We start from the raw sequence: 24,969 nt of genomic DNA on the forward strand, positions 1-24,969 counted from the left end.
TTCTGGTCAGTTATTGTAATCAGAGCAACCTCGGTTGAGCACCGTCTATCAGTTTTTTACGCCCCACGCCCCTTCCTCAACAGCACATCCAGCTGATCAACTACTTCGGCCCAATCCGCGTCATCGAGTATCTCCTCACGCAGAAGATCCGCCTGACTCGAGCTCCAGAAAAATGCATCCGCAAGGTGCAGTTCCGGTTTGAGCGGTGAATGGGTGGCGATGAATTTATCGATGCTTTCGGCGTCGTCCGGCAGGCCGAGTTGTTTGAACAGGGATGGGAGGTTGTGGGTTGGGTTTTCCATGACGAACTCCTGATGACTAATTTAGGGACCGCTGCGCGGTCATCGTCGGAACGCCGCCCGGAGCAAGCTCGCTCCCACAGGAAAATTCGATCTCCCTGTGGGAGCGAGCCTGCTCGCGATGACGGCAGCGAAGACACTGCAGACCTAATGACTCAACTCCCGCACTTCGGCATGCGGCACCATTTTCAGAAACTCTGGCATGTCCATACGCACCAGGTTGACGTGATTACCGGCCTCCAGGTAGATGTCTTTCTGCCGGGTCAGCAGCGGATCGATCACCACCTCCAACCCATAGGACTCACCCAGCGCCGGTACGGCACCGCGTTCGCAATCATCGAACAGGTGCGCCAGGTTGCTTTCGCGGGAAACCTGCCACTCACCGCTGCTGCGGACTTTGCTCAGGTCCAGATGACGGCTGGCGGGCAGCACGGCCATCAGGTAATGCCCATGGTGATCGTCGAGGATCACTGATTTGGCCACCCGTTCGGCAGGAATACCTGCGACCCGTGCCGTTTCGAGGCTGCTGGCCGAGTGTGGGTGGCTGACGATGTCATATTCGCATTGAGCCTTTTCCAGGCTTCGCTGCACGGTTCTTGCCATACGCATGATGCACCTCGGTGTCCGCCATGACCGCCGGCGGACGATGGTTAAAGTTTTGCTTGCGTAGTAAAAGTCTAGGCCCGTCCGCGCGATCCGGCGGGAAATCCGCCCATCGGATGTCGACGGCAGTTGAGCAAAATTCATACCGGCCAAGGCTCAACTAAACTGTATGCAGAGCCACTCCACGACTCTCCCGGAGGGTCAAGTGAACACGCGTTGCTGTGCAGTTGCGTTGCTGTTGGCATTGAGCGGATCGGCCTGCGCCACCGACACGGTTGTGTTGCTGGTGCCCAACCCCATCGGGATCTGGCTGATCACCTTCGGCCTTGCGTTCCTGATCGCCGAGGCTGCCTTGCCCAATTACGGCGTGATCGGCCTGGGCGGCATCGTGATGTTCGTGATCGGCGCGGTGATCCTGTCCAATACCGAAGTGCCCGTGCCGTTGATGATTGGCCTGGGACTGATCAGCGCGCTGTTGCTGATCTACCTGGTGTTTCACGCCCTGAAGACCCGACCGCGCCACACCGTCAGCGGTGATGCCGGGCTGGTCGGCAGCGAAACGCCGGTCACGTCAGTGCAGCTCGGCAACGCCTATGGCGGCTGGGTTCATCTGCAAGGAGAACGATGGCAAGTGCTCAGCGCGACGCCACTGCAACCCGGACAACGGGTACGGGTGGTGGGGCGCAAGGGTTTGCTGCTGCAAGTGGCCGCGGCTGACGCGGCGTCGGGCGGAGAATAGTCATGGGTTTGCAATTGGGTCTTGTCGCGCTACTGCTATTGCTCATCGCACTGGCGGGGGCGACGTTTCGCATCCTGCGCGAGTACGAGCGCGGCGTAGTGTTCCAGCTCGGGCGCTTCTGGCAGGTCAAGGGACCCGGCCTGATCCTGCTGATTCCGGTGGTCCAGCAAATGGTCAGGGTCGATTTGCGCACCGTGGTGCTGGACGTTCCGCCGCAAGACGTGATCACCCGCGACAACGTGTCGGTCAAGGTCAACGCGGTGCTGTATTTCCGTGTGCTCGATCCGCAAAAGGCCATCATCCAGGTCGAAGACTTTCTAATGGCCACCAGCCAATTGGCGCAAACCACGTTGCGGGCGGTGCTGGGTAAACACGAACTGGACGAACTGCTGGCCGAACGCGAACGGTTGAACCTGGACATCCAGCAAGTGCTCGACGCCCAGACCGACGCCTGGGGCATCAAGGTTGCCAACGTCGAGATCAAACATGTGGACCTCAACGAATCGATGATCCGCGCCATTGCCAAGCAGGCCGAGGCCGAACGGGAACGGCGAGCCAAGGTGATCCACGCCGAAGGCGAATTGCAGGCCTCGGAAAAACTCATGCAGGCCGCCGAAATGCTTGGCCGCCAACCGGGGGCCATGCAGCTGCGCTACATGCAGACCCTGAGTTCGATTGCCGGCGACAAGAGTTCGACCATCGTCTTTCCGCTGCCAATCGAGTTGCTCAAGGGCATGGCGGACTTGTCGTCGAAACCTTGAAGGTTGCGATGACGCCACTCATTGTCCGGTATTGCCGGACAGGTACAACCTCGCGGCAACACCACCAGCCTTCATCTGACGAGCGATCTGCCATTGCGCCGGCAACGGTGCGAACTCGTCAGGTACGTCGGCGGTACTGATCAGCCAGGTTCGTCCCGTGCCCTTTGGCAGGTCGCTCAAGTGGTCCAGATACACGTCTGGCATCGTCAAGGTACCGAAACCATAGTCGTTCGGCCGGCTTGAAGTGCCATCGGCCCGTGGCGGGGTGTAGAGCAGGGGCTGGGTACTGGTGCGGTTGTAGTAGACGTAACTCAAGTACCAGAGCATGTCACTGGTAACGATCCGGTCCCCCGGCTGAAAATGCAGATTGACGTCTTCCACCAGGACGCTGACCTGATCATGGACGTCCACCGTCGCGTTGTTTTTCAGGCCCACCAGTTCAACACCGACAAACAGGACCAGCACCGTCAGGGCCAGCACCCGGGAACCGGAGTACAAGCGGTCGATTGCCAATGCTGCCAACAGCGGCAGGCCAAGGGCATACGCGGTGAGGTAGCGCTCGATGAATATCGGCGAAAAAAACGACACCGCAAACACCAGCAGCATCGGGACAAAGGTGTAGATCGCGAGCAACGCGCTGCCACGGAACACACTGCGATCACGTGCCAGCGCCACCCACGCCAACACCGGCAAGGTCACCGGCAAGGCAATAAACACCAGGGGAGGCAGGGTTTCTCCGTCGTCCTGGGTCAGCAACGACCAGACCATCGACGGTAAGGAATCCAGGCTGACGGGCAGTTCCCAGCCAACATCGCCATTGGCCTTCAGTTGGTCCAGGTGCCGTAGCAGGTCGACAAACCCCGGCAGCCACGGCAGATACAGCGCCACGATAGCCACATTGGCCAGCCACCAGTCACCCCGCTGGATGTGCCGCAGACGATGCCCTGGCTGCACGCGGATGATCCCCAGGTACAACCAATGGCAGAGCACGCACAGGGCCGTGAAGTAATGGGTGTAAAACGCCGCGCTCATCAGCACGACATAGATCACCAGATAGCGCCGACGCTGTGGCTTGCGGATCCAGTACACCAGCGCAATGGTTGCCCCCAGCAACCACAGTCCCAGCAGCGAATACATTCGCACTTCCTGGCTGTAGCGCACCGCCGTGGGCAGCAGGGCCAGCAGGAGGCCGGCGAAGATCGCGGCACGGCGGGTGGCGAGCCGATCGACCAGCCACACACCGAGCCCGACCGAGGCAATCCCCGGCAGGACACTGAGGCAGCGGATCGACAATATGCCGTCGCCAAACATCGCGATCCAGCCGTGCAGCAGTATGAAATACAGCGGCGGGTGCACGTCGTAGGCGGCGTGCACCCAGATATCAGGTAATGAGTAACGGGCCAGCAGCAGGCTGGAACCCTCGTCGCCCCAAATCGCGGCAGCGGTCAGATCGTAAAAGCGCACCAGCGCGGCCAATACCAGAATCGGCACCAGCCAATGCTCTCGCGCCCAGCGGATCAACGGTTGCACGCCCCTGGCGAAACCAGGATTGGCGTGCGGTCCCTGAGTGTCGCCCATCGGCGTTTCTCTGCGCGCCTCCATTGCCTCCCCTTGCGACGTTGAGTGAAGAGCCAGATTGTTTGTGCATCACTTTAGCCCTTCAAGCCGAGCAACGTCGATGCTGACCCGATAATGAAGCGATAGCCGGCGGCTGCACCGTCAGCGCTGCGCCGTCTCAACCAACGGATACACCGACTCCCACCCCCCTCCCAACGCCTTGTACAACCCGACGGCCGCCAGCGACACGCCGGTCGAACTCTCGACCCACTGCTCCTGCGTCGCCAGCAACGCCCCTTGCACGGTGAGTACGGTGACGAAATCCACCACGCCCTCAACGTACTGCTGTTGCGCGGTGTCCAGCGCAATGCGGTTCTGGCGCACGGCTTCGGCCAGGCTGTCGCGGCGCAACTGGCTGGCGTTGTAGGCGGTCAATTGGTCATCGATTTCATGCCAGGCGCGCAACACGGTTTGCTGATAGGCGATAGCGGCTTCCTGCTGCTGTGCTTCACGCAACTCGAGCACGCCACGCAAGCGGCCGCCGTCGAACAACGGCAAAGTGAATTGCGGGCCGATGCCGAACGAACGCGAACCCCAGGAGCCGAAATCGCTCAGTTGCATGGCCTGGGAACCGATGTTCCCCGACAGGGTGATTCGCGGATAGAAATCGCCCTTGGCCACGCCAATGCTGGCCGTGGCGGCATACAGCCGTGCTTCGGCCTGGCGAATGTCCGGCCGACGTGCAGCCAGTTGCGAGGGCAAGCCGATGGCGACCTGGCGCGGCGTTTGTGGCACCGGTGCGTCTGTGGATAACTCCGCCGCCAATGCCTGGGGCGGTTCGCCCATCAACAGACTCAAGGCGTTGATCAGTTGCCACTGGCGCTGCTCCAGTGCGGGCAGGCGCGATTCGATGGCCGCCACTTGTGCGGCGGCTTCGGCGACATCCAGGTCCGTCGCGACGCCGTCGGCCAGGCGCAACTGCGAGAGCTTCAGGCTATGGCGGGCAACGTCGAGATTCTGTTCGGTGACGAGCCGGGTGTTCTGCACACCGCGCAGTTGAATGTAGTCCTGGGCGGTTTCGGCCAGCACCGACAGCAGCACACCGCGTCGGTCGTTCTCGGCGACTTCCAGGTTGGCGTCGGCCGCTTCGGTTTCCCGACGCACACGACCCCAGAAATCCAGCTCCCAGGAGGCGGAAAAGCCGGCATCCCACAGGTTGAAGGCGGACTGACCGTTGTGTCCTGACGGGTCGTTCAGGCCTTCACTACTGTTACGGTTGCGTCCGTAACGGCCGCTGGCAGCCGTGTTGGGGTAGCGCTCGGCGGTGATGATCTGACGCACGGCACGACTTTGCTGCAAGCGGCTGCCGGCCAGTTTCAGGTCGAGGTTGTCGGTCAGGGCGCGCTGGCTCAGGGCCGAGAGTTTCGGGTCGTGGAACACCTCCCACCAGCGCTCGGCCATTGTTTCGGCGACGGCCTGGCTGGCGGCGGATTTGGCCGGTTTTGCCCAATCGGTGATTTGTGTGGTTTCGGGCTTTTTGAAATCGGGGCCGACGGTGCAGCCACTGAAACTCATGACGAGCAAGGCACTCAAGGTAAGTTGCGACAGTTGGCCCCTTCGCGAGCAAGCTCGCTCCCACAATGGACTTTCTGTGATGCGAAAATCTTGTACATCGCACATAACCCTTGTGGGAGCGAGCTTGCTCGCGATGGCGTCCGCGCCGTCAACACTGGTTTTCATCGCTGAGTCACCTCACGCAATACATCACTTGCGGTATCGATGCTCGCCTCCACCGACATCCCCACCCGCAAGCGCTCGGCCAGCGACTGCCCCGGCTCAAGCACGATCTTCACCGGAATCCGCTGCACCACTTTGGTGAAGTTGCCGGTGGCGTTGTCCGGTTTGACCGCGGCGAACGTCACCCCGGTAGCCGGCGCAATGCTTTCGACACGACCTTTGAGTGCCGCACCGCCCAGACTGTCAACGCGCACTTGTACAGCCTGCCCCGGCTGCACATCCGTCAGCTGGGTTTCCTGGAAATTGGCCATCACATAAGCCTGCGCCAGCGGCACCACTGCGAGGATTTTGCTGCCCGGAGTGACGTAGGCGCCGACCCGCACCGCGCGTTCGCCGACCATACCGTCCTGTGGCGCGACAATCCTCGTATAGGACAACTCATAGCTGGCCATTTCCAGCTTCGCTTGCGCCCGTTTCAGACCGCCTTCGGCGGCATCGCGCTGGGCCGTGAGGATCTCCACCTGCTTGCGTTCCGCCGCCAGTACTGCAGTGGCGTTGGCCAGCCGCGCGGAGGCCTGGTCGATGCGCGTTTGCGCCTGCTGCGCATTTTGCACTGTGCCGGCGCCCACTCCGGCGAGGTGGCTGTAACGGTTCAACTCATGTTCGGCAAACGCCATTTCCGCCTTGGCCGAGACCACCGAGGATTGCGCCTGGGCAATCACCGACGCCTGGCGCTCGAGGGTCGCCCGGGCGTTTTGCAGTTGCGCCCTGGCCACCAGCGTTTCGGCATCGGCGGCCTGGGCGGCTGCGCGCAAATCCCGGTCATCGATAAGTGCCAGCAACTGCCCGGCCTTGACCTGCTGGTTGTCCTCGACCAGCACTTGCTTGATAAACCCGGCGACCCGCGGCACGACCAGGGTGAAATCCGCCGAGACATAAGCATCGTTGGTGTTCTGTTGGGTGCGCTTGCCGAACAGGCCGGGCATCGCCAGGTACAGCAATACGCCGACGGCCACTGCGGCGGCCACGGCAACCGCGACTTTCTGCTTTGCTTGAGTGTTCATAAAAACCTTCTGTATCAGTGGAGCATTCAGGTCGGTGCGCGCGGCGGATAGATCCGCGTTGGCAGCCAGAAAATCAGCAGGATCAAGGTCACGGCGATACCGGCCATGCACAGGTAAAGATCAGAGGAAGTGAGCACCACCGCTTGCTCATGCAGACGATGAGCGAGGCTTGCGCTGTCGTGCTCGGCCAGCGGCGAGTTGCCGAGGCGGTCGACCAGCATGGTCGAGTGAAAATGCAGACGTGCCGTGGTCAGTGCTTCGATCACCCCGGTGGCGATGACCGCCGACAGGCCTTTGACGGTGTTGAACCAGGCCGATGCGAACGGCCCCTCCATCGGGTTGATGCTGCCGGTGGACAGCATCAGCAGCGGCAACACCGCCATGGGCTGACCAAAAATCTGCAGCCATTGCAGCACATAGAAATCGTCGCGAATCCACGCGGACGTCAGTTGCGAGCCGCCGACGCACGACAGCACCAGCATGCTCAGGCCGATGCCCAATACCCAGCGGCAATCAACCCAGCGAAAGTTGCACAGCGCCGCCACCAACGGCAGCGCAATCAATTGCGGCAGCGCCGCGAGCAGCATGATCGGCGCGGTCTGCACCGGACGATAACCCTGGACCTGCGCCAGGTAGCTGGACGGAATAATGATCACCGCCTGCAACACCACCAGCACGCCCGCCAGGGTCAGCAGGGCGAAAGACAGGTTACGGATGCCGAGCATCTGCATCTTGAAAAACGGCATCGGCTGCGACCACTCGCCGCTCAAAAACAGCACCAGCAGCAACAGCCCGCCACCGAGCAATCCGCAGATCAGGTTCGACTCGAACCAGTCCAGGCGATTGCCCTGCAGAATGCCGATCACCAGCATGCAAATGGCGGGAAAACCCAGCAGCACACCGCGCCAGTTGAAGGACTTGAAGCGTTCCAGACGCAGCGGGTCCCGGGGCAAGCCATACGCCACCGCGGCCATGGCAATCAGGCACGGCGCGATGATTTGCCAGAAGGTCCATTGCCAGCCGACATACTCGGTCCACAACCCGGCCAATGGCGTGCCCAGGCCCGGGCCGAACGTCGCCGTCAGGGCATAACCGGCCAGGCCATACAACTTCACATTGGCCGGCAAAAACCGCAGGGCCACGGTCATCAGCATCGGCGGCAATGCGCCGCCCGCCAGGCCTTGCAAGGTGCGCAGCAACAACAGGCTTTCGTAATTCGGGGCGAAGGGACACAACACACCCAGCAGGGTGAACAGGCTGATGGCGCACAGGGTGAAACGCCGCAACGAGAACGTCACCGCACACCACGGTGCGAACGCCATGGCCGCCACCGAAGTCGCGGTGTAACAGGCGACCAGCCAGGTGCCTTCGTCGTAGCCGATGGCCAACGCACCACGGATGTCAGCCAGGGCGACTTTGGTCACCATCTCGTTCAGGCCCGACACCAGCACCGCCAGCAGCACGCCCACCAGGCCGATGATGATCCGCGGGCCGAAGACGGGTGGAGCGGCTGCCGGGCTGGCCGCAGCAACAGGTGCCGTGACCGTAAGGGAAGTCATGTACTGCAAGCTCCGTCGTGGAAAGACCGAAGCATTCTAGGAAGCGTAATGCCTGACGAAAATCAACTTATTGGCAGGTTATAAGTGCGCTAGACGCAACGATACAACCCCCTGCCCCCTGTAGGAGCGAGCTTGCTCGCGATGGACGCCAACGATAACGCGTGCTGACTGATTGATCGTGTCGTTCAGACGTTTTTCGCGAGCAAGCTCGCTCCTACAGGGGGGAAATTGCGTTCACCTCAGTCCGGCTGCGCAGCCAGCCAGGTTTCGTCGCAACAAGCCTTGAGCGTTTCGCGCAACCAGCGATGTGCCGGATCCTTGTCGAAGCGTGGGTGCCAGGCCTGGGTCAGCATCAAGGTCGGCAACGGGATGGGCAGGTCAAACGAGCGCAGTTTCAACCCCAGCCGCCGCACACTTAGCAAGGCTTCCTTGGGCACCGGCAGAATCAGGTCGGAATCGGGCAAGGCAAACATTGCCGCATGAAAGCTGGGCGCGATCACCGCCACCCGCCGCTCCAGCCCCAGGGCATTGAGTGCGGTATCGATCGGACCTCTGGCAATGCCACGCCGGGACATGCTGATATGGGAATAACCGGCATAGCGCTCTGCCGTGATCTCTTCGTCCAGCAGCGGATGATCCTCACGCACCAGGCCAACGAAGTGGGTGGAAAACAGGTTCTGAATCTTCACTTCCGGCGTCAGCGGCCGGGTGTTGCTGACGCTCAGATCGATCCGCCCTTCGCGCAACGCCTCATCATCGCCATCGCCTTCCGGGACGAAACGTAATTCGCAGTGCGGTGCCTGCCGGTCAAGGGTGTCGAACAGCTTGCCGCCGTAGACGCCGACAAAAAAATCGTTGGCGCGAATACTGAACCGCCGCCGCAGCGAACTCAGCTCCACCGCATCGGCCGAACGAAACAGCAACCCGGCCTGTTCCACCACACTGCGCACCTGCTCGCGCAATTCCAGCGCCTTGGGGGTCGGCACCAGGCCACGACCGGCGCGCACCAGGATCGGATCGCCAATGGCTTCGCGGATGCGCGTCAACGTCCGGCTCATGGCCGCCGGACTCAGGTTCATCCGCCGCGCGGCGCCCACCACACTGCCCTCGTCGAGCAAGGCGTCGAGGGCGACCAACAGGTTCATGTCTGGCAATTGCATTGCGAGCACTCGTGTCTGATCAGGGTTGACTCAGACGCAATGCTAGCAAACATCACCGAACCATCCCCCACCGTTTCACCGTCACCCGCTCCAACGAATCAAACACCAGATTCTCCACCAGCAACCCAATCAGAATCACCACCGCCAACCCGGCAAACACCTTGTCGGTATACAGCTCATTGCGATTCTGAAAGATGTACCACCCCAACCCACCTTTGCCACTGGTAGCCCCAAACACCAACTCAGCAGCAATCAACGTACGCCAGGCAAACGCCCAGCCGATTTTCAGCCCGGCGAGAATCGACGGCAGCGCCGCCGGAATCAGAATGAACAGCACAAAGCGAATGCCCTTGAGGCCGTAGTTGCGCCCGGCCATGCGCAGGGTTTCCGAGACGCCGAGGAAGCCAGCGTAAGTGTTCAGCGCCAGTGCCCAGAGCACCGAATGCACCAGCACGAAAATCAGGCTGTTCTGGCCCAATCCAAACCACAGCAGCGCCAGCGGCAGCAGGGCGATGGCTGGCAAGGGGTTGAACATCGAGGTCAGGGTACTGAGCAGATCTCGACCGAATTGTGTCGACACCGCCAACGTCGTCAGGGCAAACGCCAGGACGATGCCGATCAGGTACCCCTTGAGCAACACCACCAGTGATATCCACACCTTGCCCAGCAATTCACCGCTGAGCAGGCCGTCGTACAAGGCGTGTGCGGTTTGCACAAAACTCGGCAGTAGCAGGTCGTTGTTTTGATACCGGGCAACAGCTTCCCACAGCACTGCGAGCAAAATCAGGATCAGGCTTTTACGCAGCCAACCTTGCTGCCACAGTCTTTGGCCTAGGGGTAGCTCCCGCTCCAGCGGCACGCTGGTCAGTGGCTGCAAAACCGTTTCGAACTCTTCACGCGGGGATGATAAATGGCTCATCGGGCCCTCCTCTCAACTGGCTCAATAAGCGATGCGGATGTCGGCGAAATCCAGTTCATGCTCGGCTTGCGGTGATGGACCTTCGTCGAACAACAGCCGGTGAATACGTCGCGCCGACTCCTGAAACGCCACACCGCCAAGGCTGTGCAAATCGTATTGGTGGCTGTGGACTTCCGCCCTCACCCGGCCCGGATGGGGTGACAGCAACAGAATGCGGTTACCCACCACCAGCGCCTCTTCGATAGAGTGCGTGACGAACAGCAGCGTGAAACGCACTTCCTCCCAGAGCAGCAGCAACTCTTCCTGCATCTTGCGTCGGGTCAGCGCATCGAGGGCGGCGAAGGGTTCGTCCATGAGGAGGATTTTCGGCTGCATCGCCAGTGCCCGGGCAATAGCAACCCGCGCCTTCATCCCGCCCGACAGGGTATGCGGATAAGCATCGGCAAACGCCGCCAGGCCGACCTTTTCCAGATAGTGCAGCGCCCGCTCTTCAGCCTCCCTGCGCTTGAGGGTTTTCGAGGCCAGCAGCGGGAACATCACGTTCTGTTTCACGGTTTTCCACGGCGGCAGTTGATCGAACTCCTGGAACACCACGATCCGGTCCGGTCCCGGCGCATCGACGCGCTGGCCTTGCAGACGGATCTCGCCTTCCACGGGCTGGATGAATCCGGCGGCGGCTTTGAGCAATGTCGACTTGCCGCAGCCGGACGGCCCGAGCAGGACAAAGCGGTCCGCCGGATCGATCTCGAAACTGACTTGATGGGTCGCCCGCACCACCCGCTGCGGCGTGCGGTATTCGAGGCTGACGTTATCGACCGACAGCAGCGCCTGGGCTGCCGCGATCGGTTTGCTGACCGTGTGGCCTTGCAAAGGGGCGTTCATTTCGGTCAGCTCCCTTGCAGCGGCTTGGCGTCCTGGAAGAAGTAGTCCTTCCATGAATCCGGTTTGTTTTTGATCGCGCCGACGCGGTAGAGGAACTCCGCCAGCGGGTAAGTGTTTTTCGGCGTGACGCTGAATTCGAACTGCGGATTGTCGATGATCTTCAGCAACGCGGCGCGGTCGATTTTGGCTTTGGTAACGCGGATGTAAGTGTCGGCCGCCGCGCCTTTGTCGTTCTGGGCAAACGTGGCCGCTTCGGTCAGCGCATCAATGAATGCCTTGTAGGTTTTCGGGTTCTCGTCGCGGAATTTCTCGGTGGCGAACAGCACCGTCGGCGAGTTCGGACCGAGCAAGTCATAGGTGTTCAGCACCACGTGCACATTGGGATTGGCTAGTTCCTGATCCTGGAATGGCGGGTTGGAAAAGTGCCCGCTCAGCTCGGTGCCGCCGGCCACCAGCGCAGCCGTGGCATCAGGATGTGGAACGGCGATGGTGTACTTGTCGAGGCGATTGAAGTCCTTGTCACCCCACTGTTTGGCCGCCGCGTATTGCAGGAAGCGCGACTGCACCGACACGCCCACCGCCGGCACCGCGATGCGGTCCTTCTCGGTGAAGTCAGCGATGGTTTTAACCTTGGGGTTATTGCTCACCAGGTAGTACGGAAAGTTGCCCAGGGAAGCCACGGCCTTGACGTTCTGCTTGCCATGGGTGCGGTCCCAGATGGTCAGCAGCGGGCCGACGCCTGCGCCGGCAATGTCGATCGAGCCCGACAGCAACGCATCGTTGACCGCTGCACCGCCGGAGAGCTGGGTCCAGTCGACCTTGATGTCGATACCTTCCTGCTTGCCGTATTTCTCGATCAGGTTCTGATCGCGCACCACATTGAGCAGCAGGTAGACGATGCCGAACTGTTCGGCGATGCGGATTTCACCTTCGGCATGGGCCACGGTCGGCGCCACCAGGCTGCCGGCGATCAGGCTGAAACCCAGGCCGATGGCTGCGGCCAGCGGCGCGAATGGAAGACGTTTGGACATGATCAAATCTCCGACAAATCAGAAAGGCGTGTCGCCCTGGATGGTGGTGCGATACAGCTTGCGGCGCAGATGGCTGGGGCATCCAGCAGCGAGGTGGATCAGCGAACGGTTGTCCCAGAACACCAGGTCATGGGCCTGCCATTGATGGCGATAGATGTTTTGCGGCAGCACGCTGTGGGCATATAGCTCGGTCAGAAGTTGCTGGCTCTCGTCCTCCGGCAGACCAACGATACGGGTGGTGAACCCTTCGCTGACGAACAACGCCTTGCGACCGTTTTCCGGGTGGGTGCGCACCACCGGATGCACCACTTCGGCGACCTGGGCGAGTTGCTCCGGGGTCAGGGTCGGGCGCCAGTTGCCTTCGAATTTGGTCTCGCTGTAACGCGCCGTGTAGGAATGTGCCGCCGATCGACCTTCCACCGCTTTGCGCAGCGCGTCGGGCAGGCTGTCCCAGGCTTTGTGCATATCGGCGAACAGCGTGTCGCCGCCCTCCGCTGGCAGCTCTTGGGCATGCAGCATCGAGCCAAGGCTCGGCAGTTCTTTGTAGGAGAGATCTGAATGCCAGAACTTGCCGGCGTCGCCCAGGCCGATGTTCTGGCCGTTCTCGACGATGTTGGAAACGATGAGGATTTCCGGATGCCCTGCCAGCAGGAACTGCTTGAGCACGTGAATCTGCAACACACCAAAACGATGGCTGAAGTCGATGTGCTGTTCGGGGGTGATGCGCTGGTCGCGGAACACCACCACATGATGGTCCAGATGCGCGCGGTGAATGCGTGCGAAGTCCTGATCATTGATCGGACGGGACAGGTCGAGGCCGATGATTTCGGCCCCCACCGCACCGCTGAACGGGCGGATTTCAAAGAACTGTGGCGCGATGCTTGGCGAAGCTGAAGCTGCAGACATAAATCACTCCCACGCACGGCACGCTCAAAGGCGCGCGCGTCGATCAGAAACTCACGGAGATCCCGTGTTGGTTCGTGTCGTGCGGCGCGCCGATTGATCGGCAGGTACGCAGGAGATTGACTTTATAGATATAAGAACTGAAATTTAAATACCGTTAATGAATAACGATATGGCGATTGATCAGGAATGGTCGGGGATGATGAGTGACGTTTTATGTCACTTATTGATGTGGATTGAGTGTTTCCACTGACGCCATCGTCGGAACGCCGCCCGGAGCAAGCTCGCTACCACAGGGGTTCTCCGTTGGGCACAAGATTGTGCTCCAGCAAAAATCCAATGTGGGAGATTCTATGTTTGGGGGGAACCCCAAGCATAGAATCTGGCCTGTATTCACTTTGGTTTTTCATCAGCGCGAACATCACTCTGGCCAGCTTGCGTGCCAGGATAACCAAGGCTTGAGTGCCTTTTAGGCCTCTGGTCAGATAGCTCTGGTAGTACGGTTTGCAGACCGGCGAAGTGACCAGCGTCCGGCTGACCCGGTCTTCCCAGGCCTTGCCGGTGGCCTGGGCCTTGTTCAGCTCGGTGCGTGCTTCGTTGAGTTGGGTCAGGGCTTCGCTACGGAATTTGCCACGGGTTTCATCGACCTTGCGCTGCATTTCCTTGATTGCCGATTCGGCTCGCGGAATCGCCAGGGTGGTGGCGTCGAGCTGACCATGGGTCTGCGCTTCGGCACGCCTTAGCCGCAGGACTTCCACCGGCGATACCGCGCCCTGGGCCACCAACGGCTCGGACCTGCTGATTTCCTGACGCTGGAAGCCCAATTGCTGGCGATACTGCGTCTGCTTGGAGGTGCGGGCAATGACATCCTGCTCGGCGGCACTGGCAACGACACGCTGATGGGGTGGCCGTCACGTTTGCATCCACTGCCCGGTGACGATTTCGTCACCGCGCCACATACTGGCGTGCAGTTGACCTATGCTGCTGACAGCATGACGCTGGCTCAAATCCGAGGGGTGCTCAATGTTTTACGTGCAACGCGATGCGCAGGGTCTGTTGGTACGCGTGGAACCCGCCGCCTACGCCGAGGCCACGGAAACGCTGCCGGCCGACCATCATGAAATCCAGACCTGGTTTGCCAACGCGGCGGTGGAGAACAGCCTCAAGCAGCTCAAGCAAAGTGACCTGGAGATGATCCGGGTACTCGATGACTTGATTCAGGTGCTGACCCAGAAAGGCGTGATCCGCGTCACCGACCTGCCAACGGCGGCCCAGGCCAAGCTCATGGACCGTAACCAGGCCCGTGAAGCCTTGGGTGGCTTGAGCCAATTGATCGATGATGAAGAGACCGGGTTGATCTGATCATTGATCTTCAGTGACTGTTCCAACCTCATCGCGGGCAACCCAGCTCTAAAGAGTTACTTCCAGGGCCTGGGCTCGCCGAACAACTGGCCCTGCACACCGTACAGCCCCATCTCGCGAATCACCGACAACTCGCCTTCAGTCTCGACCCGCTCGGCAATCAGCGGCAAATCAATGCTGTGCGCCGCTCGCTGGATCGCCTCGATGAATAGGCGTTTGTCGCTCTCCAGATCAATCGACCGAATGTAGCTGCCATCGATCTTCAGGTACGCCAGCCCCAGCCGTGCCAGGTTGCCGATCATGCTGAAGCGGCCACCAAAACGTTGCAGGCTCAGGGAGAAGCCGAGTTCGCGCAGGCGCCGGGTCAACTGCTCGAGCACCGCCTGGTCAGGCAGCTGCTCTTCGCCAATCTCCAGGGTCAGGCGCGGGCCCAGGTTGGAATGCGCACGCAGTATCTCGAAGATTTTGTTTTGCGCCTGCGGGTCGCCCAGGGTCGCCGACGACAGATTCAGCGCCAGAGACTCCTCATGCTCGCTCATTTGCTCCAATACCCGTTCGAGCATCAGCCGATCCAGACGCGCAGTCCAGCCGAAGCGCTCCAGCCATGGCAGAAAATGCCCGGCGGGGATGGTCTGGCCGTGTTCGTCGAGCAGTCGCGACAGTACTTTGTGATGCAGTACCAGTTGCGTGTCCTGGGCGGCCACTACCGGTTGGAAATACAGCTCGAAACGTTGCTGAGTCAGCGCCTGGTCGAGCATGCGATGCCAGGCGTGGTGATCGTCGCCGACACTGGCCGAGAGGCTGTGTTCGATACAGGCCCAGTTCTGCTCGCCCTGACCTTCGGCCTGCGCCAGCGCCTGATCGCCGAGGCTGAGCACGGCTTGCGGCGAGTCGCCGTGAGCAAAAGGCGCCAGGCCGATAGACGCCACGGCAGCCACATCGGTGGCGCCGGTAGCGTGCAGACTGGCCAAGGCACTATCGAGGTTCTGTGCCAGTTGCAGCGCCTCTTCACGTACCAGCCCCGGCGCAAGCACGGCAAATTCGCCACCGCGGATACGGGTCACCAGGTTCTGGGTTTCCGGATATTTGGCGCACTCGCGAGACAGTTGCTCACCGACGGCCTTGAGCACTTCATCGGTGCGCTGGCCGCCGAGGCGCTGGTTGAGACCGGCCAGATCCTTGACCCGCAACAGCAGCAGGTAACCCGAACTGGCCTGCTCCGGGTTGCTCACCCGCGCATTCAGTTGCATCTCGAAATAACGCCGGTTCGCCAACCCGGTCAATGAGTCCTGATAGGACTCGACCCGTAGTTTTTCACTGCGCTCGGCCTGCTCCTGGAACAGCGCCTTGAGCTTCTCGACCATCTGGTTCATGGCCTGCACGACCCGGCGAAGTTCGGGGGTGCGCGGCAGTTCCGGCAGGCTGAGGAATTCCCGCCGGGCGATGGCGTGGGATTGTTGGACCATGTAATCCAGTGGCCTCAATTGCTGACGCAGCAACAGCGCGCCGAGTACCGCACTGACCGCGCCACATAGCAGCAACCAGCCCAGGCTGCCCAAAGCGCTTTGCCACAACTTGGCCAGCGCAAACATCGGGTGGCTGACCACCTCGACCCGGGCAGCCTGCTCCCAGCCGCGGCTGACGATCGCGTCACCACCGGCGGGTTCCAGGCCGATCAGTTTGACGAACCAGTCCGGAACGTTGTTCACCGCCGGGATACCCGTGCGCTCAACCAGGGTCTGGTCGGTCTTGAGATCGACCACGCGGATGCTCGCGTAGTAACCGCTGTCGAAAATCGAGCTGACCAGCAACTCGACCATCGCCGGGTCGTCGATATTCGGTGTCAGGGAAAGTGCCAGCGCCGTCGCGGCGTCCTGGGCATGGGAGCGCAACTGGTTGACGTACTGAGTGCGCGAGCTCTCCAGACTGACCATGAAACTGCCGGTGAAGGCGACCACCAGGAACAGACAGATAGCAATCAACAGCTGTTTGAACAAAGACATCTGAGCGTGTGCTCCTAGTTGGTCGTCTCGACCGGGAATCCTTCGGCCTGCATCTTTTTCAGCAGATCCTGCCAACGCGAAAGGCGTTTGGTATCGCCGACCTTTTTATTGCCCTTGGCGTCCGGCAGCCACACCCCTTCCGCATTGAAAGAGTAGACCGGCAGCAAATCCTTTCGCTGGCTGGCCGGCTTGATTGCATCAATCAGGCTGTCGAGCACCAGGGGCTCTGCTTCCGGACTTGAGTAGTAGGTCAGCACCATGTGCGCGCGATTCCGGGTCAGTGCCTTGACATAGGTAATGCGCAGCTTTTCACTGGCTACACCGAGGTGACGCAGGCTAAAGTACTTGGCAATCGCGTAGTCTTCACAGTCTCCGGCGCCTTTCCAAAGGGCTTCGATCGGGGTTTCCCAGTAATCGACTTCGTGCCACAGGTCGATGTCTTCGACGTATCGCAGTTGTTTATTGAAGAAGCGATTGACCACATTGAGTTGTTCCAACTCGCCGATCTGCTTCTGGCTGGCCAACAAGTGTTGCCAATCATTAATGCGCTGCTGACCTTCTCCCAAAGGTCCGTACAATGCCTGCGCCCGCCGGCTGATCAGGGAAAAGTCCCAATCGGCGCTCAAGCTGCCCAGCATCACGCCAGCCAGCAGCAATGCGCTGCACAGCCAGCGTAAAATCCGCGGGATCGTTAAACTTGCCGCCAATGCGAGGCATCCTGGATAGGCAGGAGGGAGTCATTTGAATGGTGCAGGTTAGACCGGAAAAAGACAATGGCACAGTGCAATCACTGGCGGCGCGCTAAACTGCAAGAAAGGCACTCGTGAACTTGTTTGACAAGCCGTCAGTCAATTACTAGTGTCGCTTGGATCCAAAAAATTCCATCAATCAGGGTGCGTTTAGTGACACAAAAGCCCAACCCTCTCAGCAGTATCAAGGTCAACGGGCCGATTCCCGCTCATATGGCACGCTCGGTGATCGAAGAAACCCTGCGCGCAGCCATACTCGACGGGCGCATTCCTTGCGGTGCGGCCCTGCGCCAGCAAGACCTCGCCGACCTGTTCGGCGTCAGCCGCATGCCCGTACGCGAAGCCTTGCGCCAGCTCGAAGCTCAATCGTTGCTCAACGTGATTGCCCACAAGGGCGCCGTGGTCGCGCCGCTGGTCCAGGGCGACGCCGTGGAAACCTACGCGCTGCGCATCCTGCTGGAATCCGAAGCCCTGCGTCTCTCGGTGCCACTGCTCCAGGACAGAGATCTCGAACAGGCTGCCCGTTACATCGACGAACTCGAAACGCAAAACGACTACACCGAAATCGGACGGCTCAATCGCCTGTTCCACATGGCGCTTTACAGCCGGGCGCCCAATCGCCGGCTGTTGAAACTGGTCGAAGACGGCCTGATCGAAGAAGAGCGGTTCCTGCGTTTCAACCTGGAAGCCATGGGCCTGGGCAAATTGTCCCAGGACGACCACCGGGCACTGTTGCGGGCCGCCGAAGACCGGGACGTCGAACGCTCGATGAAACTGCTCGAACATCACCTGAACCGAGGGGTCGAGGTCATTACGCGCTACCTCGACAGCCCTGAAGTACAGACCAAAAACACGTCGAAGTAACCTGCAGCGGCAAGCCCGGGGAGGCACACCGAAAGGTTCGCCTCGCTTGCCGCACATTCCTCCGAATGTGCATGCGAATAATTTGATTACAAACCCCCTGTGCTCATACCACACCACCCTCGCGACGCCATACCGCAACCCAATGCCTTGCCACCTTCAAACCTGACCATCGCAACGATTGCGTGATGCCTCAGTAATGGCGGCCGCCTTGATTTGCGCCCACTCTGGGTAACCAAGACAAAATAAAACGGGGGACTCGCCGTGCGAATGGCGTAGCCCCCGCCCCAAGAAGCGAAGGAAGGAGCCTCATTACGGGAACGGAAGGATCGGCATCACTCGCGACCTGCTTCCACCCCCTCAGACACCCCCAACGACGCCCGATAAAAAGTTACTTCGAGTGAGGCATTCACTCTTTATTCAATTCTGACTTATATAGGTTGGAAGGAGTAACTACGCCCAAATAAAACAAATATAAAAAGTTTTATTGGAACTTATCATCTTTCAAAAAGTTGAATATTAAAATAATAGCAAAACAACTTGATCAACACTTTATATGTGTATTAGTTTTTCTTCGCCGCCAGCCACAAGTGACAGCAACGCCTTGGTTACTCGGCATCTATAGCACTGAAAAAGATCAATTCGTTTGAGGTACCCGTTCGCCAGGAGAAAACTTCCAGCGAACTTCAGTGCTTGATTACTTCTCACCTCAGATCACTTACAGGCTCATCCATGAAACCAACTAAAGAACGTCTGCTTCAAAAAAAATCCGAACTTAGCGAACATCCGATTTTCTCTGAAATACATTCGCTTGCGGTCCTGCGACGCTTCATGGAAACCCACGTGTTTGCCGTATGGGACTTCATGTCGCTGACCAAGCGCCTGCAACAGGAGCTGACTTGCGTGCAACTGCCCTGGTTGCCGCCACAGGATCCCCAGGCAGCGCGGTTGATCAACGAGATCGTGCTGGGTGAGGAGTCGGATGACCGCCCGGCCCAAGGTCATTACAGCCACTTCGAGTTGTACCTGGATGCAATGCGCGAAGTCGGCGCCTGCACCGTTGCCATCGAACGCTTCGTGACCCTGCAGCAAGAAGGCGTGAGCTACGACGTGGCCTTGCAGAGCGTCAACGTCGATCCGGCGGCCGCAAATTTCGTTCGCCATACGCTACACACAGCCCTGCATGCGCCGGGTCACAGTGTGGCGGCGGCATTTCTGCACGGTCGCGAGAGCGTTATCCCGCGGATGTTCCAGCGCATCCTCGACGATTGGGGCATCGGCATCGAGCAGGCGCCGACCTTCCGTTACTACCTTGAACGGCACATTGAGGTCGACTCCGAGGACCACGGCCCGGCAGCGGAAAAGCTCCTGTCGCGATTGGTCGATAGCGACCCGCAACGGCAGGAAGACGTGTACGCCAGCGCCATCGCTGCCGTGGAAAGTCGTATCGCCCTGTGGGACGGGTTGCGCCTGAGCATGAACGAATCCGTCACGGAGGTAAGCGCATGAACGCCGCCGACTACCAATCCTTCGCCGACGCCTGGGAAAGTCGCGCGACCATCCGCACTCGCCCGCGCCGCGTTCTGGAGAACGACGACAAACTGATCTACCCCTTGAGCCGCCAACCGCTGGTGCTGAGCGAAACCTTTCTGCGCGAATGCCCGGAACAGCGCGACTTCGCCCTGGTGCAGACGCTCTACAAGTTCATCAACGATGTGGTGATTTTCGAAACCGAGATCGTCGACAAAACCGCCCGCAGCATCGCCAAGAATCGCTTCGCGTTCGAGTTCCCGTTCGCCTGCCGCTACGACGCCATGACGGTCGTGGTGGACGAGGATTACCACGCACTGGTGGCGATGGATTTCATGCAACAGACCATCGCGTTGACCGGCATCCCCCCCATTGAATTGCCGGATGAGATCGAGCTGAACCGGGCGATACCGGCGGCCGTGGCGCTAGCACCGGAGCACCTGCGCAGCGCTGTAGAGCTGATCTGCGTGGCCATCGCCGAAAACACCGTGACCGGTGATGTCGCTGCGTTCGCCAAGGACGACACGGTCAAGCAATCGATCAAGGGCCTGATGGCCGATCACCTGCTGGACGAGGGCCGTCACTCCGGTTTTTGGGCGCGACTGGTACGCATCTACTGGCATACCGCAAGTGCAGATGACCGCCAGTACATCGCGCAGATCCTGCCGGTATTCATTGGCCATTACCTGACCAACGACATCCAGAAATCCTTCGACTTCCGATTGATCGACGCACTGCAGATCAACGACGCGGCGCGTCACGCACTCAAGAGCGAAGTGTCGGCAATGGCCTTCCCGATCAATCGCCATCACCCGCTGGTGGCCAACATTGTGCGGTTCTTCCACAGCAGTTCGCTGCTCGATTCGCCGTGCGTACAAACCGCCCTCAGCGACTATCTGGTTTGACGAGGAGCCCATCATGAGACGTCTCGACATTTTGTTCACCGGAAAAAGCCAGGCCCTGACCGACCTGGCGCTGGAACTCGAACAACACGGTCACTCACTGACGCGGATCTGCGCGCTCGACGATATGCCTGGACAGGCTGATCTGCTGATCGACGATGGCACACCGTTTCAGTACATCGGGGATGCGCAACGACTGACATTGCAATTGGGTCTCGGCCTGCCACAGGCCTCCGGTCTGCCATCGCTGGACGTGTTGTGCTGCCACGGCTCAACGCTGCTGACCCGTGTACCCATTGCCGATGAACCGTCGGGTAACGGTCAGGTTTTGCGTATGCAGGCCATGACAGCACTGGTTGACCACGTGGCGCTGCTGGTCAGCCGTTACTCGCGCGATGCCGACTATTTTCGACATGCCGTACCAGCCGTACCCGCCCGCTTCGAGCGCATCGAGAGCCTGCGGTTCCTGGACAGCCTTGCGTTCGTGCATCGCCTCAATGGCACCGCCGACCCACGGCTGCAGCAACTGGCGAAAACGCCGATGATCGAAAGGCTGGAACAACAATTCATCCAGAGCGCCGACCACCCGGCCTTGAGCATCGCTGGCAATACCCTCGAGTATCGCCAGCTACACGCCCATAGCCGCGCCATCGAGCAACGTTTGCGACCGCTGCTGGATCAGCATCAAGGCCCGGTAGTCATCGGAATCTGCCTGCCCAAATGCAGTGCGCTGTATGCGGGAATCCTGGCGATCCTGGGCAGTGGCGCGGTGTACTTGCCGCTGGAGCCGAGCCATCCGATGCAGCGTCAGCAGTACATCCTGTCGAACGCCGGCGCGGTGTTGTTCCTGCATGACGGCGAGCATCCCTTGGCGAGCGAGATGCCAGGGCTGGACATCAGCAGTATCGACGTCTATGACGCAGACCTCACTCAACCGTTGATGCGCCAACGCCCCGACCTCAATGCACCCTGCATGGTGCTCTACACCTCGGGCACCACCGGCCATCCGAAGGGCGTGCTGCTCAGCCAGGCCAACCTCGCGCACTTCACCCACTGGTACGCCGACTATATGCAGTTGACCGGACAGAGCCGGGTGTTGCAATTTTCTTCGTTGAGTTTCGACTCATCGCTGATCGACATCTTCCCGACCTTGTTACAAGGCGCCGAGCTGATCGTGCCCGGTGATGACCAACGCCGCGATCCGCTGCAACTTGTGGAACTGATTCGTCATCGACAACTGACCCACGCCTTTTTACCGCCCGCCTTATTGAGCATCCTGCCACTGGAGCAGTTGCAGTGCCTGGATCATGTGATGACCGGCGGCGATGTCTGCGAGCCGTGGGTCATCGAGCAACTGAGCCGTCAGGGCAAGCTCTACAACCTCTACGGGCCGACCGAAGCCACGGTGCTGATTACCGCGCGGCGGCTCCAGGCGGGCGACAACAACCGCTCGCTGGGTGCGCCGATCGCCAACAGCCAGGTGTTGATTCTCGATGATGACTTTCAACCGGTGGCCGAACAGACCGTCGGTGAGTTGTACATCGCCGGCCCGGGTGTGTGCCTGGGTTACCTGAACAACCCGCAGCAAACCGCCGAGCGCTATCTGGACCTGAACTTGCCTGACGGCCGGACCCTGCGCGTCTATCGCACCGGGGACATGGCGAAGTGGACGGCTGATGGGATCGAACTCTGCGGTCGGCGTGATAATCAGGTGAAGATTCGCGGCTTCAGGGTCGAGCCGGAAGAGATTGAGCGCTGTCTGCGCGACAGCCAGCTGTACCGCCAGGTTGTCGTGGTCATCGATAGCCAGCGACGGATTCTGGCCTTCCTTGCCCAACCTCAGGAAGACCTCCCCGGCACCGCTCGCCAAGCGTTGAAGGCCCACGCGACACAGCACCTGCCGGACTACATGCACCCCGTTGCATGGACCGAGCTGACAAGCATGCCTTACGCCAGCAATGGCAAGGTCGACCGCAAGGCGTTGCTGGATCTGCCCGTGAGCGTCACCGATAACCCTTCACGGCGCCTGCCCGTCAACGCCGATGAGGCCCTGCTGCTGGACATCTGGGCCAAGTTGCTGGAGCTGCCGGCGAGCGACATTTCCACCGACGAAAGCTTCTTCAATCTGGGCGGGCACTCGATCCTGCTGTCACGCATGCTCCTGCGACTGCGCGAAGAATTCGGGCGCAGCATATCGATCAACCGCTTTATCGAACTGCCCACCATCACCAAACTGGCGACTCTGGTGCGCGGCTCCGGCAGTGAAGAGGTACTGAGCGAACAGGCCCTGCGCGATGCCTTCCGCGAACTGGATATTCAGCCGTTGCCCATCAGCCGCATGGGCGATGTGCACAAGGTGATCGTCACCGGCGCCAACAGTTTTGTCGGTGTACATATCGTCGAGGCGTTGCTGGCCTGGGGGGCCAGCGAAGTCGCATGCCTGGTTCGTGACGGCAATGGGCAATCGGCGGACGAACGCTTTGCCCAGGCGCTGCGGGAGAACCGTCTGGAGCATCTGGAGATGAGCCGGGTGAGGGTTTACGCGGCGGACATAACGCGGCCGCAACTCGGTTTGGCGCCCGAGGCTTACCAGCGACTGGATCGAGAATTTGGCGCACTGGTGCACAACGCGGCCAACGTCAATCACGTCCTCGATTACGAGTCGCTGGCGCGGGACAACGTCGAGCCGATTTTCGAATGTTTGCGCCTGTGCGAAGGGCGCAGCAAAAAAATCTTCAATTTCGTCTCGACGCTCTCAGCCTCCAGCACGATATCCGCCGAAGGCCGAGTGCTTGAGTTGCCAGCCGCCCCGACACCACCCATCTACATCAAGAACGGCTACAACCTGTCCAAATGGGTCGGCGAGCGAATCCTCGAACGGGCGCGGGGGCTTGGGGTTCGGGTCAATCTCTACCGTCCCGGCAACATCAGCTTCAACAGCCTCACGGGTGTGTGCCAGCCGCACAAGAACCGCCTGATGCTGATGCTCAAGGGCTCGATCCAGCTTGGCCAGGTGCCGGAATTCGCCTTGAACTTCGACCTGATGCCGGTGGACTTTCTCGCCCGATTCATCGCCTTCCACGCCAGTCGTTATCAACCGGAACAGGCTGTGTTCAACCTGCACAACCCCGAGCCCCTGAGCTGGGACAACTACGTGGCGTCCTTTCGCGAGGCAGGGCGTGAGTTCGCGATGGTCAGCGTCGCCGACTGGCAACAGCAACTGGGTCGGGTCGACAGCGACAACGCGTTGTTCGGCGTGCTGGGGTTCTACCTCAACGGCTTTGAGGAGGACATCGGCGACATCTCGATGATCGGGCACGACAACGCCCAGGCCGGCGTTCGGCTGATGGGTGCGCACTACCCGCAAAAGTCCCCGGCGCTGCTGCGTCGCGGCTGCGACTACCTCAAAGAAATCAACTTCATCTGACTCAACCCCAACGGAGCAAAACCATGAGTACTCTGCAACCCGATACCCTGATCAAAAACCCTCAAGGCTGCCACGTGGTGTCCTCGGTGGACGTTCCCGCCGACGCTGCGCAGGTATGGGCCGTAGTCGGTAACTTTGCCCGCTTCGATCGCTTCATCCCGGCACTGTCGCACATCGAAATGACCGGTGATGGGGTGTCATCGCTACGTAAAAAATTTTTCAAGGACGGCAACCTGGTGGTCGAACAACTCAACTCTCGGGACGACCAGGCACGGCACATGACCTGGACCACCCTCTACAACACCCTGGGTGTGGCCAATCTGTGGGCAGCGATGAGCGTTGAACCACTGAATGCGGGCAAGTCCCGAGCCACCTGGACCATCATCGCCGACCCGGCACAGGGTGGCACCGAGGTGCTGCCGGCATTCAAGGATTTCGTACAGAGTTTTGCCGATGATGCGATGAACAATGTACTGAAACTGTTTGCGTAAGACGTGAAAAAGCCCGTTGTGGAGAGGCTCCGCAACGGGCTTTTCAGTACCCCTGAAACGACGAAACCCCTGTCTGCGTTAGCAGACAGGGGTTTCGGAATTCAATCTTGACGATGACCTACTCTCACATGGGGAAACCCCACACTACCATCGGCGATGCATCGTTTCACTGCTGAGTTCGGGATGGGATCAGGTGGTTCCAATGCTCTATGGTCGTCAAGAAATTCTGTGACCAGCTCGTTAGAACATCAACGCGCCAGTGAAAATTGGTGACTTCTACTAAAACAAAACCCCTACCTGCATGCGCAGATAGGGGTTTCGGAATTTAATCTTGACGATGACCTACTCTCACATGGGGAAACCCCACACTACCATCGGCGATGCATCGTTTCACTGCTGAGTTCGGGATGGGATCAGGTGGTTCCAATGC

At 60.0% G+C, this 24,969-nt stretch carries 22 protein-coding genes, 2 rRNA genes and 1 pseudogene; 9 read left to right on the top strand and 16 right to left on the bottom strand.

Annotation, left to right across the window (positions count from 1 at the left end):
• Positions 1-56: 56 nt before the first annotated feature.
• Both AC1DKH_RS14590 and AC1DKH_RS14595 read right to left on the bottom strand, forming a co-directional pair.
• On the bottom strand, positions 57-302 hold the full coding sequence (locus AC1DKH_RS14590; RefSeq protein WP_477798505.1) for a DUF2789 domain-containing protein: 246 nt from the start codon (positions 300-302) through the stop codon (positions 57-59).
• 144 nt (positions 303-446) lie between these two features.
• On the bottom strand, positions 447-908 hold the full coding sequence (locus AC1DKH_RS14595; RefSeq protein WP_007975646.1) for an aminoacyl-tRNA deacylase: 462 nt from the start codon (positions 906-908) through the stop codon (positions 447-449).
• Positions 909-1,107: 199 nt separating this feature from the next.
• Between AC1DKH_RS14595 and AC1DKH_RS14600 the strand changes: the two genes are divergently transcribed.
• Entirely contained in the window at positions 1,108-1,641 is a 534-nt protein-coding gene (locus AC1DKH_RS14600; protein WP_477798506.1) for an NfeD family protein, read from the top strand.
• Positions 1,642-1,643: 2 nt separating this feature from the next.
• Entirely contained in the window at positions 1,644-2,402 is a 759-nt protein-coding gene (locus AC1DKH_RS14605) for a slipin family protein (RefSeq protein ID WP_477759881.1), read from the top strand.
• Positions 2,403-2,420: 18 nt separating this feature from the next.
• Here the strand turns inward: AC1DKH_RS14605 and AC1DKH_RS14610 are convergent, their stop codons facing one another.
• The 10 genes and pseudogenes from AC1DKH_RS14610 to AC1DKH_RS14655 all read right to left on the bottom strand — a co-directional run.
• On the bottom strand, positions 2,421-4,004 hold the full coding sequence (locus AC1DKH_RS14610) for a glycosyltransferase family 39 protein (protein ID WP_477798507.1): 1,584 nt from the start codon (positions 4,002-4,004) through the stop codon (positions 2,421-2,423).
• A 117-nt stretch (positions 4,005-4,121) separates the two neighbouring features.
• Entirely contained in the window at positions 4,122-5,699 is a 1,578-nt protein-coding gene (locus AC1DKH_RS14615; protein ID WP_477798508.1) for an efflux transporter outer membrane subunit, read from the bottom strand.
• On the bottom strand, positions 5,696-6,760 hold the full coding sequence (locus tag AC1DKH_RS14620; protein ID WP_477798509.1) for an HlyD family secretion protein: 1,065 nt from the start codon (positions 6,758-6,760) through the stop codon (positions 5,696-5,698). The genes AC1DKH_RS14615 and AC1DKH_RS14620 overlap by 4 nt, the downstream gene beginning before the upstream one ends.
• A gap of 26 nt (positions 6,761-6,786) precedes the next feature.
• The gene (locus AC1DKH_RS14625; protein WP_477756095.1) at positions 6,787-8,319 is read right to left on the bottom strand and encodes an MFS transporter; all 1,533 of its coding nucleotides are present in this window, start codon (positions 8,317-8,319) and stop codon (positions 6,787-6,789) included.
• 239 nt (positions 8,320-8,558) lie between these two features.
• Entirely contained in the window at positions 8,559-9,479 is a 921-nt protein-coding gene (locus tag AC1DKH_RS14630; RefSeq protein ID WP_477798510.1) for a LysR family transcriptional regulator, read from the bottom strand.
• Between the two features lie 52 nt (positions 9,480-9,531).
• Positions 9,532-10,398 (bottom strand): ABC transporter permease, encoded by an 867-nt coding sequence (locus tag AC1DKH_RS14635; RefSeq protein ID WP_477798511.1) that lies wholly within the window; start codon positions 10,396-10,398, stop codon positions 9,532-9,534.
• Positions 10,399-10,419: 21 nt separating this feature from the next.
• On the bottom strand, positions 10,420-11,280 hold the full coding sequence (locus tag AC1DKH_RS14640) for an ABC transporter ATP-binding protein (protein WP_477798512.1): 861 nt from the start codon (positions 11,278-11,280) through the stop codon (positions 10,420-10,422).
• A gap of 5 nt (positions 11,281-11,285) precedes the next feature.
• A complete protein-coding gene (locus AC1DKH_RS14645) occupies positions 11,286-12,311 on the bottom strand; it encodes an ABC transporter substrate-binding protein (RefSeq protein WP_008003470.1) in 1,026 nt (341 codons plus the stop codon).
• Between the two features lie 18 nt (positions 12,312-12,329).
• A complete protein-coding gene (locus AC1DKH_RS14650) occupies positions 12,330-13,217 on the bottom strand; it encodes a TauD/TfdA dioxygenase family protein (protein WP_477763718.1) in 888 nt (295 codons plus the stop codon).
• 506 nt (positions 13,218-13,723) lie between these two features.
• Positions 13,724-14,080: pseudogene (locus AC1DKH_RS14655) on the bottom strand (HlyD family type I secretion periplasmic adaptor subunit); the annotation flags it as partial.
• On the opposite strand from AC1DKH_RS14655, the gene AC1DKH_RS14660 reads away from it, so the two are divergent.
• Together AC1DKH_RS14660 and AC1DKH_RS14665 are read left to right on the top strand one after the other, a co-directional pair.
• Positions 14,039-14,335 (top strand): hypothetical protein, encoded by a 297-nt coding sequence (locus AC1DKH_RS14660; RefSeq protein WP_477759886.1) that lies wholly within the window; start codon positions 14,039-14,041, stop codon positions 14,333-14,335. The pseudogene AC1DKH_RS14655 and the gene AC1DKH_RS14660 sit on opposite strands and share 42 nt — an antisense overlap.
• Entirely contained in the window at positions 14,238-14,576 is a 339-nt protein-coding gene (locus tag AC1DKH_RS14665) for a tryptophan synthase subunit beta (RefSeq protein ID WP_477757220.1), read from the top strand. The genes AC1DKH_RS14660 and AC1DKH_RS14665 overlap by 98 nt, the downstream gene beginning before the upstream one ends.
• Before the next feature lie 56 nt (positions 14,577-14,632).
• On the opposite strand, the gene lapD is transcribed toward AC1DKH_RS14665, so the two are convergent.
• Together lapD and lapG are read right to left on the bottom strand one after the other, a co-directional pair.
• Complete coding sequence (lapD, locus tag AC1DKH_RS14670; protein ID WP_477798513.1) at positions 14,633-16,579, bottom strand: cyclic di-GMP receptor LapD; 1,947 nt, start codon at positions 16,577-16,579, stop codon at positions 14,633-14,635.
• Between the two features lie 14 nt (positions 16,580-16,593).
• Positions 16,594-17,286 carry a cysteine protease LapG gene (lapG, locus tag AC1DKH_RS14675; RefSeq protein ID WP_477755373.1) on the bottom strand — a complete coding sequence of 231 codons (693 nt, stop codon included), beginning with the start codon at positions 17,284-17,286 and terminating at the stop codon, positions 16,594-16,596.
• Between the two features lie 195 nt (positions 17,287-17,481).
• Here lapG and AC1DKH_RS14680 point away from each other — a divergent pair, with 195 nt between their 5' ends.
• The 5 genes from AC1DKH_RS14680 (at position 17,482) to AC1DKH_RS14700 (ending at position 24,539) form a co-directional block, all read left to right on the top strand.
• On the top strand, positions 17,482-18,192 hold the full coding sequence (locus tag AC1DKH_RS14680; protein ID WP_477755374.1) for a GntR family transcriptional regulator: 711 nt from the start codon (positions 17,482-17,484) through the stop codon (positions 18,190-18,192).
• A gap of 729 nt (positions 18,193-18,921) precedes the next feature.
• Positions 18,922-19,698, top strand: a complete 777-nt coding sequence (locus AC1DKH_RS14685) for a DUF3050 domain-containing protein (protein ID WP_477755375.1) — start codon at positions 18,922-18,924, stop codon at positions 19,696-19,698.
• On the top strand, positions 19,695-20,624 hold the full coding sequence (locus tag AC1DKH_RS14690) for a diiron oxygenase (RefSeq protein WP_477798514.1): 930 nt from the start codon (positions 19,695-19,697) through the stop codon (positions 20,622-20,624). The genes AC1DKH_RS14685 and AC1DKH_RS14690 overlap by 4 nt, the downstream gene beginning before the upstream one ends.
• A 13-nt stretch (positions 20,625-20,637) precedes the next feature.
• Positions 20,638-24,048, top strand: coding sequence for a non-ribosomal peptide synthetase (locus AC1DKH_RS14695; RefSeq protein WP_477798515.1), 3,411 nt, complete (start codon positions 20,638-20,640; stop codon positions 24,046-24,048).
• Positions 24,049-24,071: 23 nt separating this feature from the next.
• A complete protein-coding gene (locus tag AC1DKH_RS14700; RefSeq protein WP_477798516.1) occupies positions 24,072-24,539 on the top strand; it encodes an SRPBCC family protein in 468 nt (155 codons plus the stop codon).
• A 105-nt stretch (positions 24,540-24,644) separates the two neighbouring features.
• On the opposite strand, the gene rrf (AC1DKH_RS14705) is transcribed toward AC1DKH_RS14700, so the two are convergent.
• Positions 24,645-24,760 (bottom strand): 5S ribosomal RNA (gene rrf / locus AC1DKH_RS14705).
• A 108-nt stretch (positions 24,761-24,868) separates the two neighbouring features.
• A 5S ribosomal RNA gene (gene rrf, locus AC1DKH_RS14710) occupies positions 24,869-24,969 on the bottom strand; the annotation flags it as partial.

This window comes from Pseudomonas sp. 05L36, from assembly GCF_056398125.1.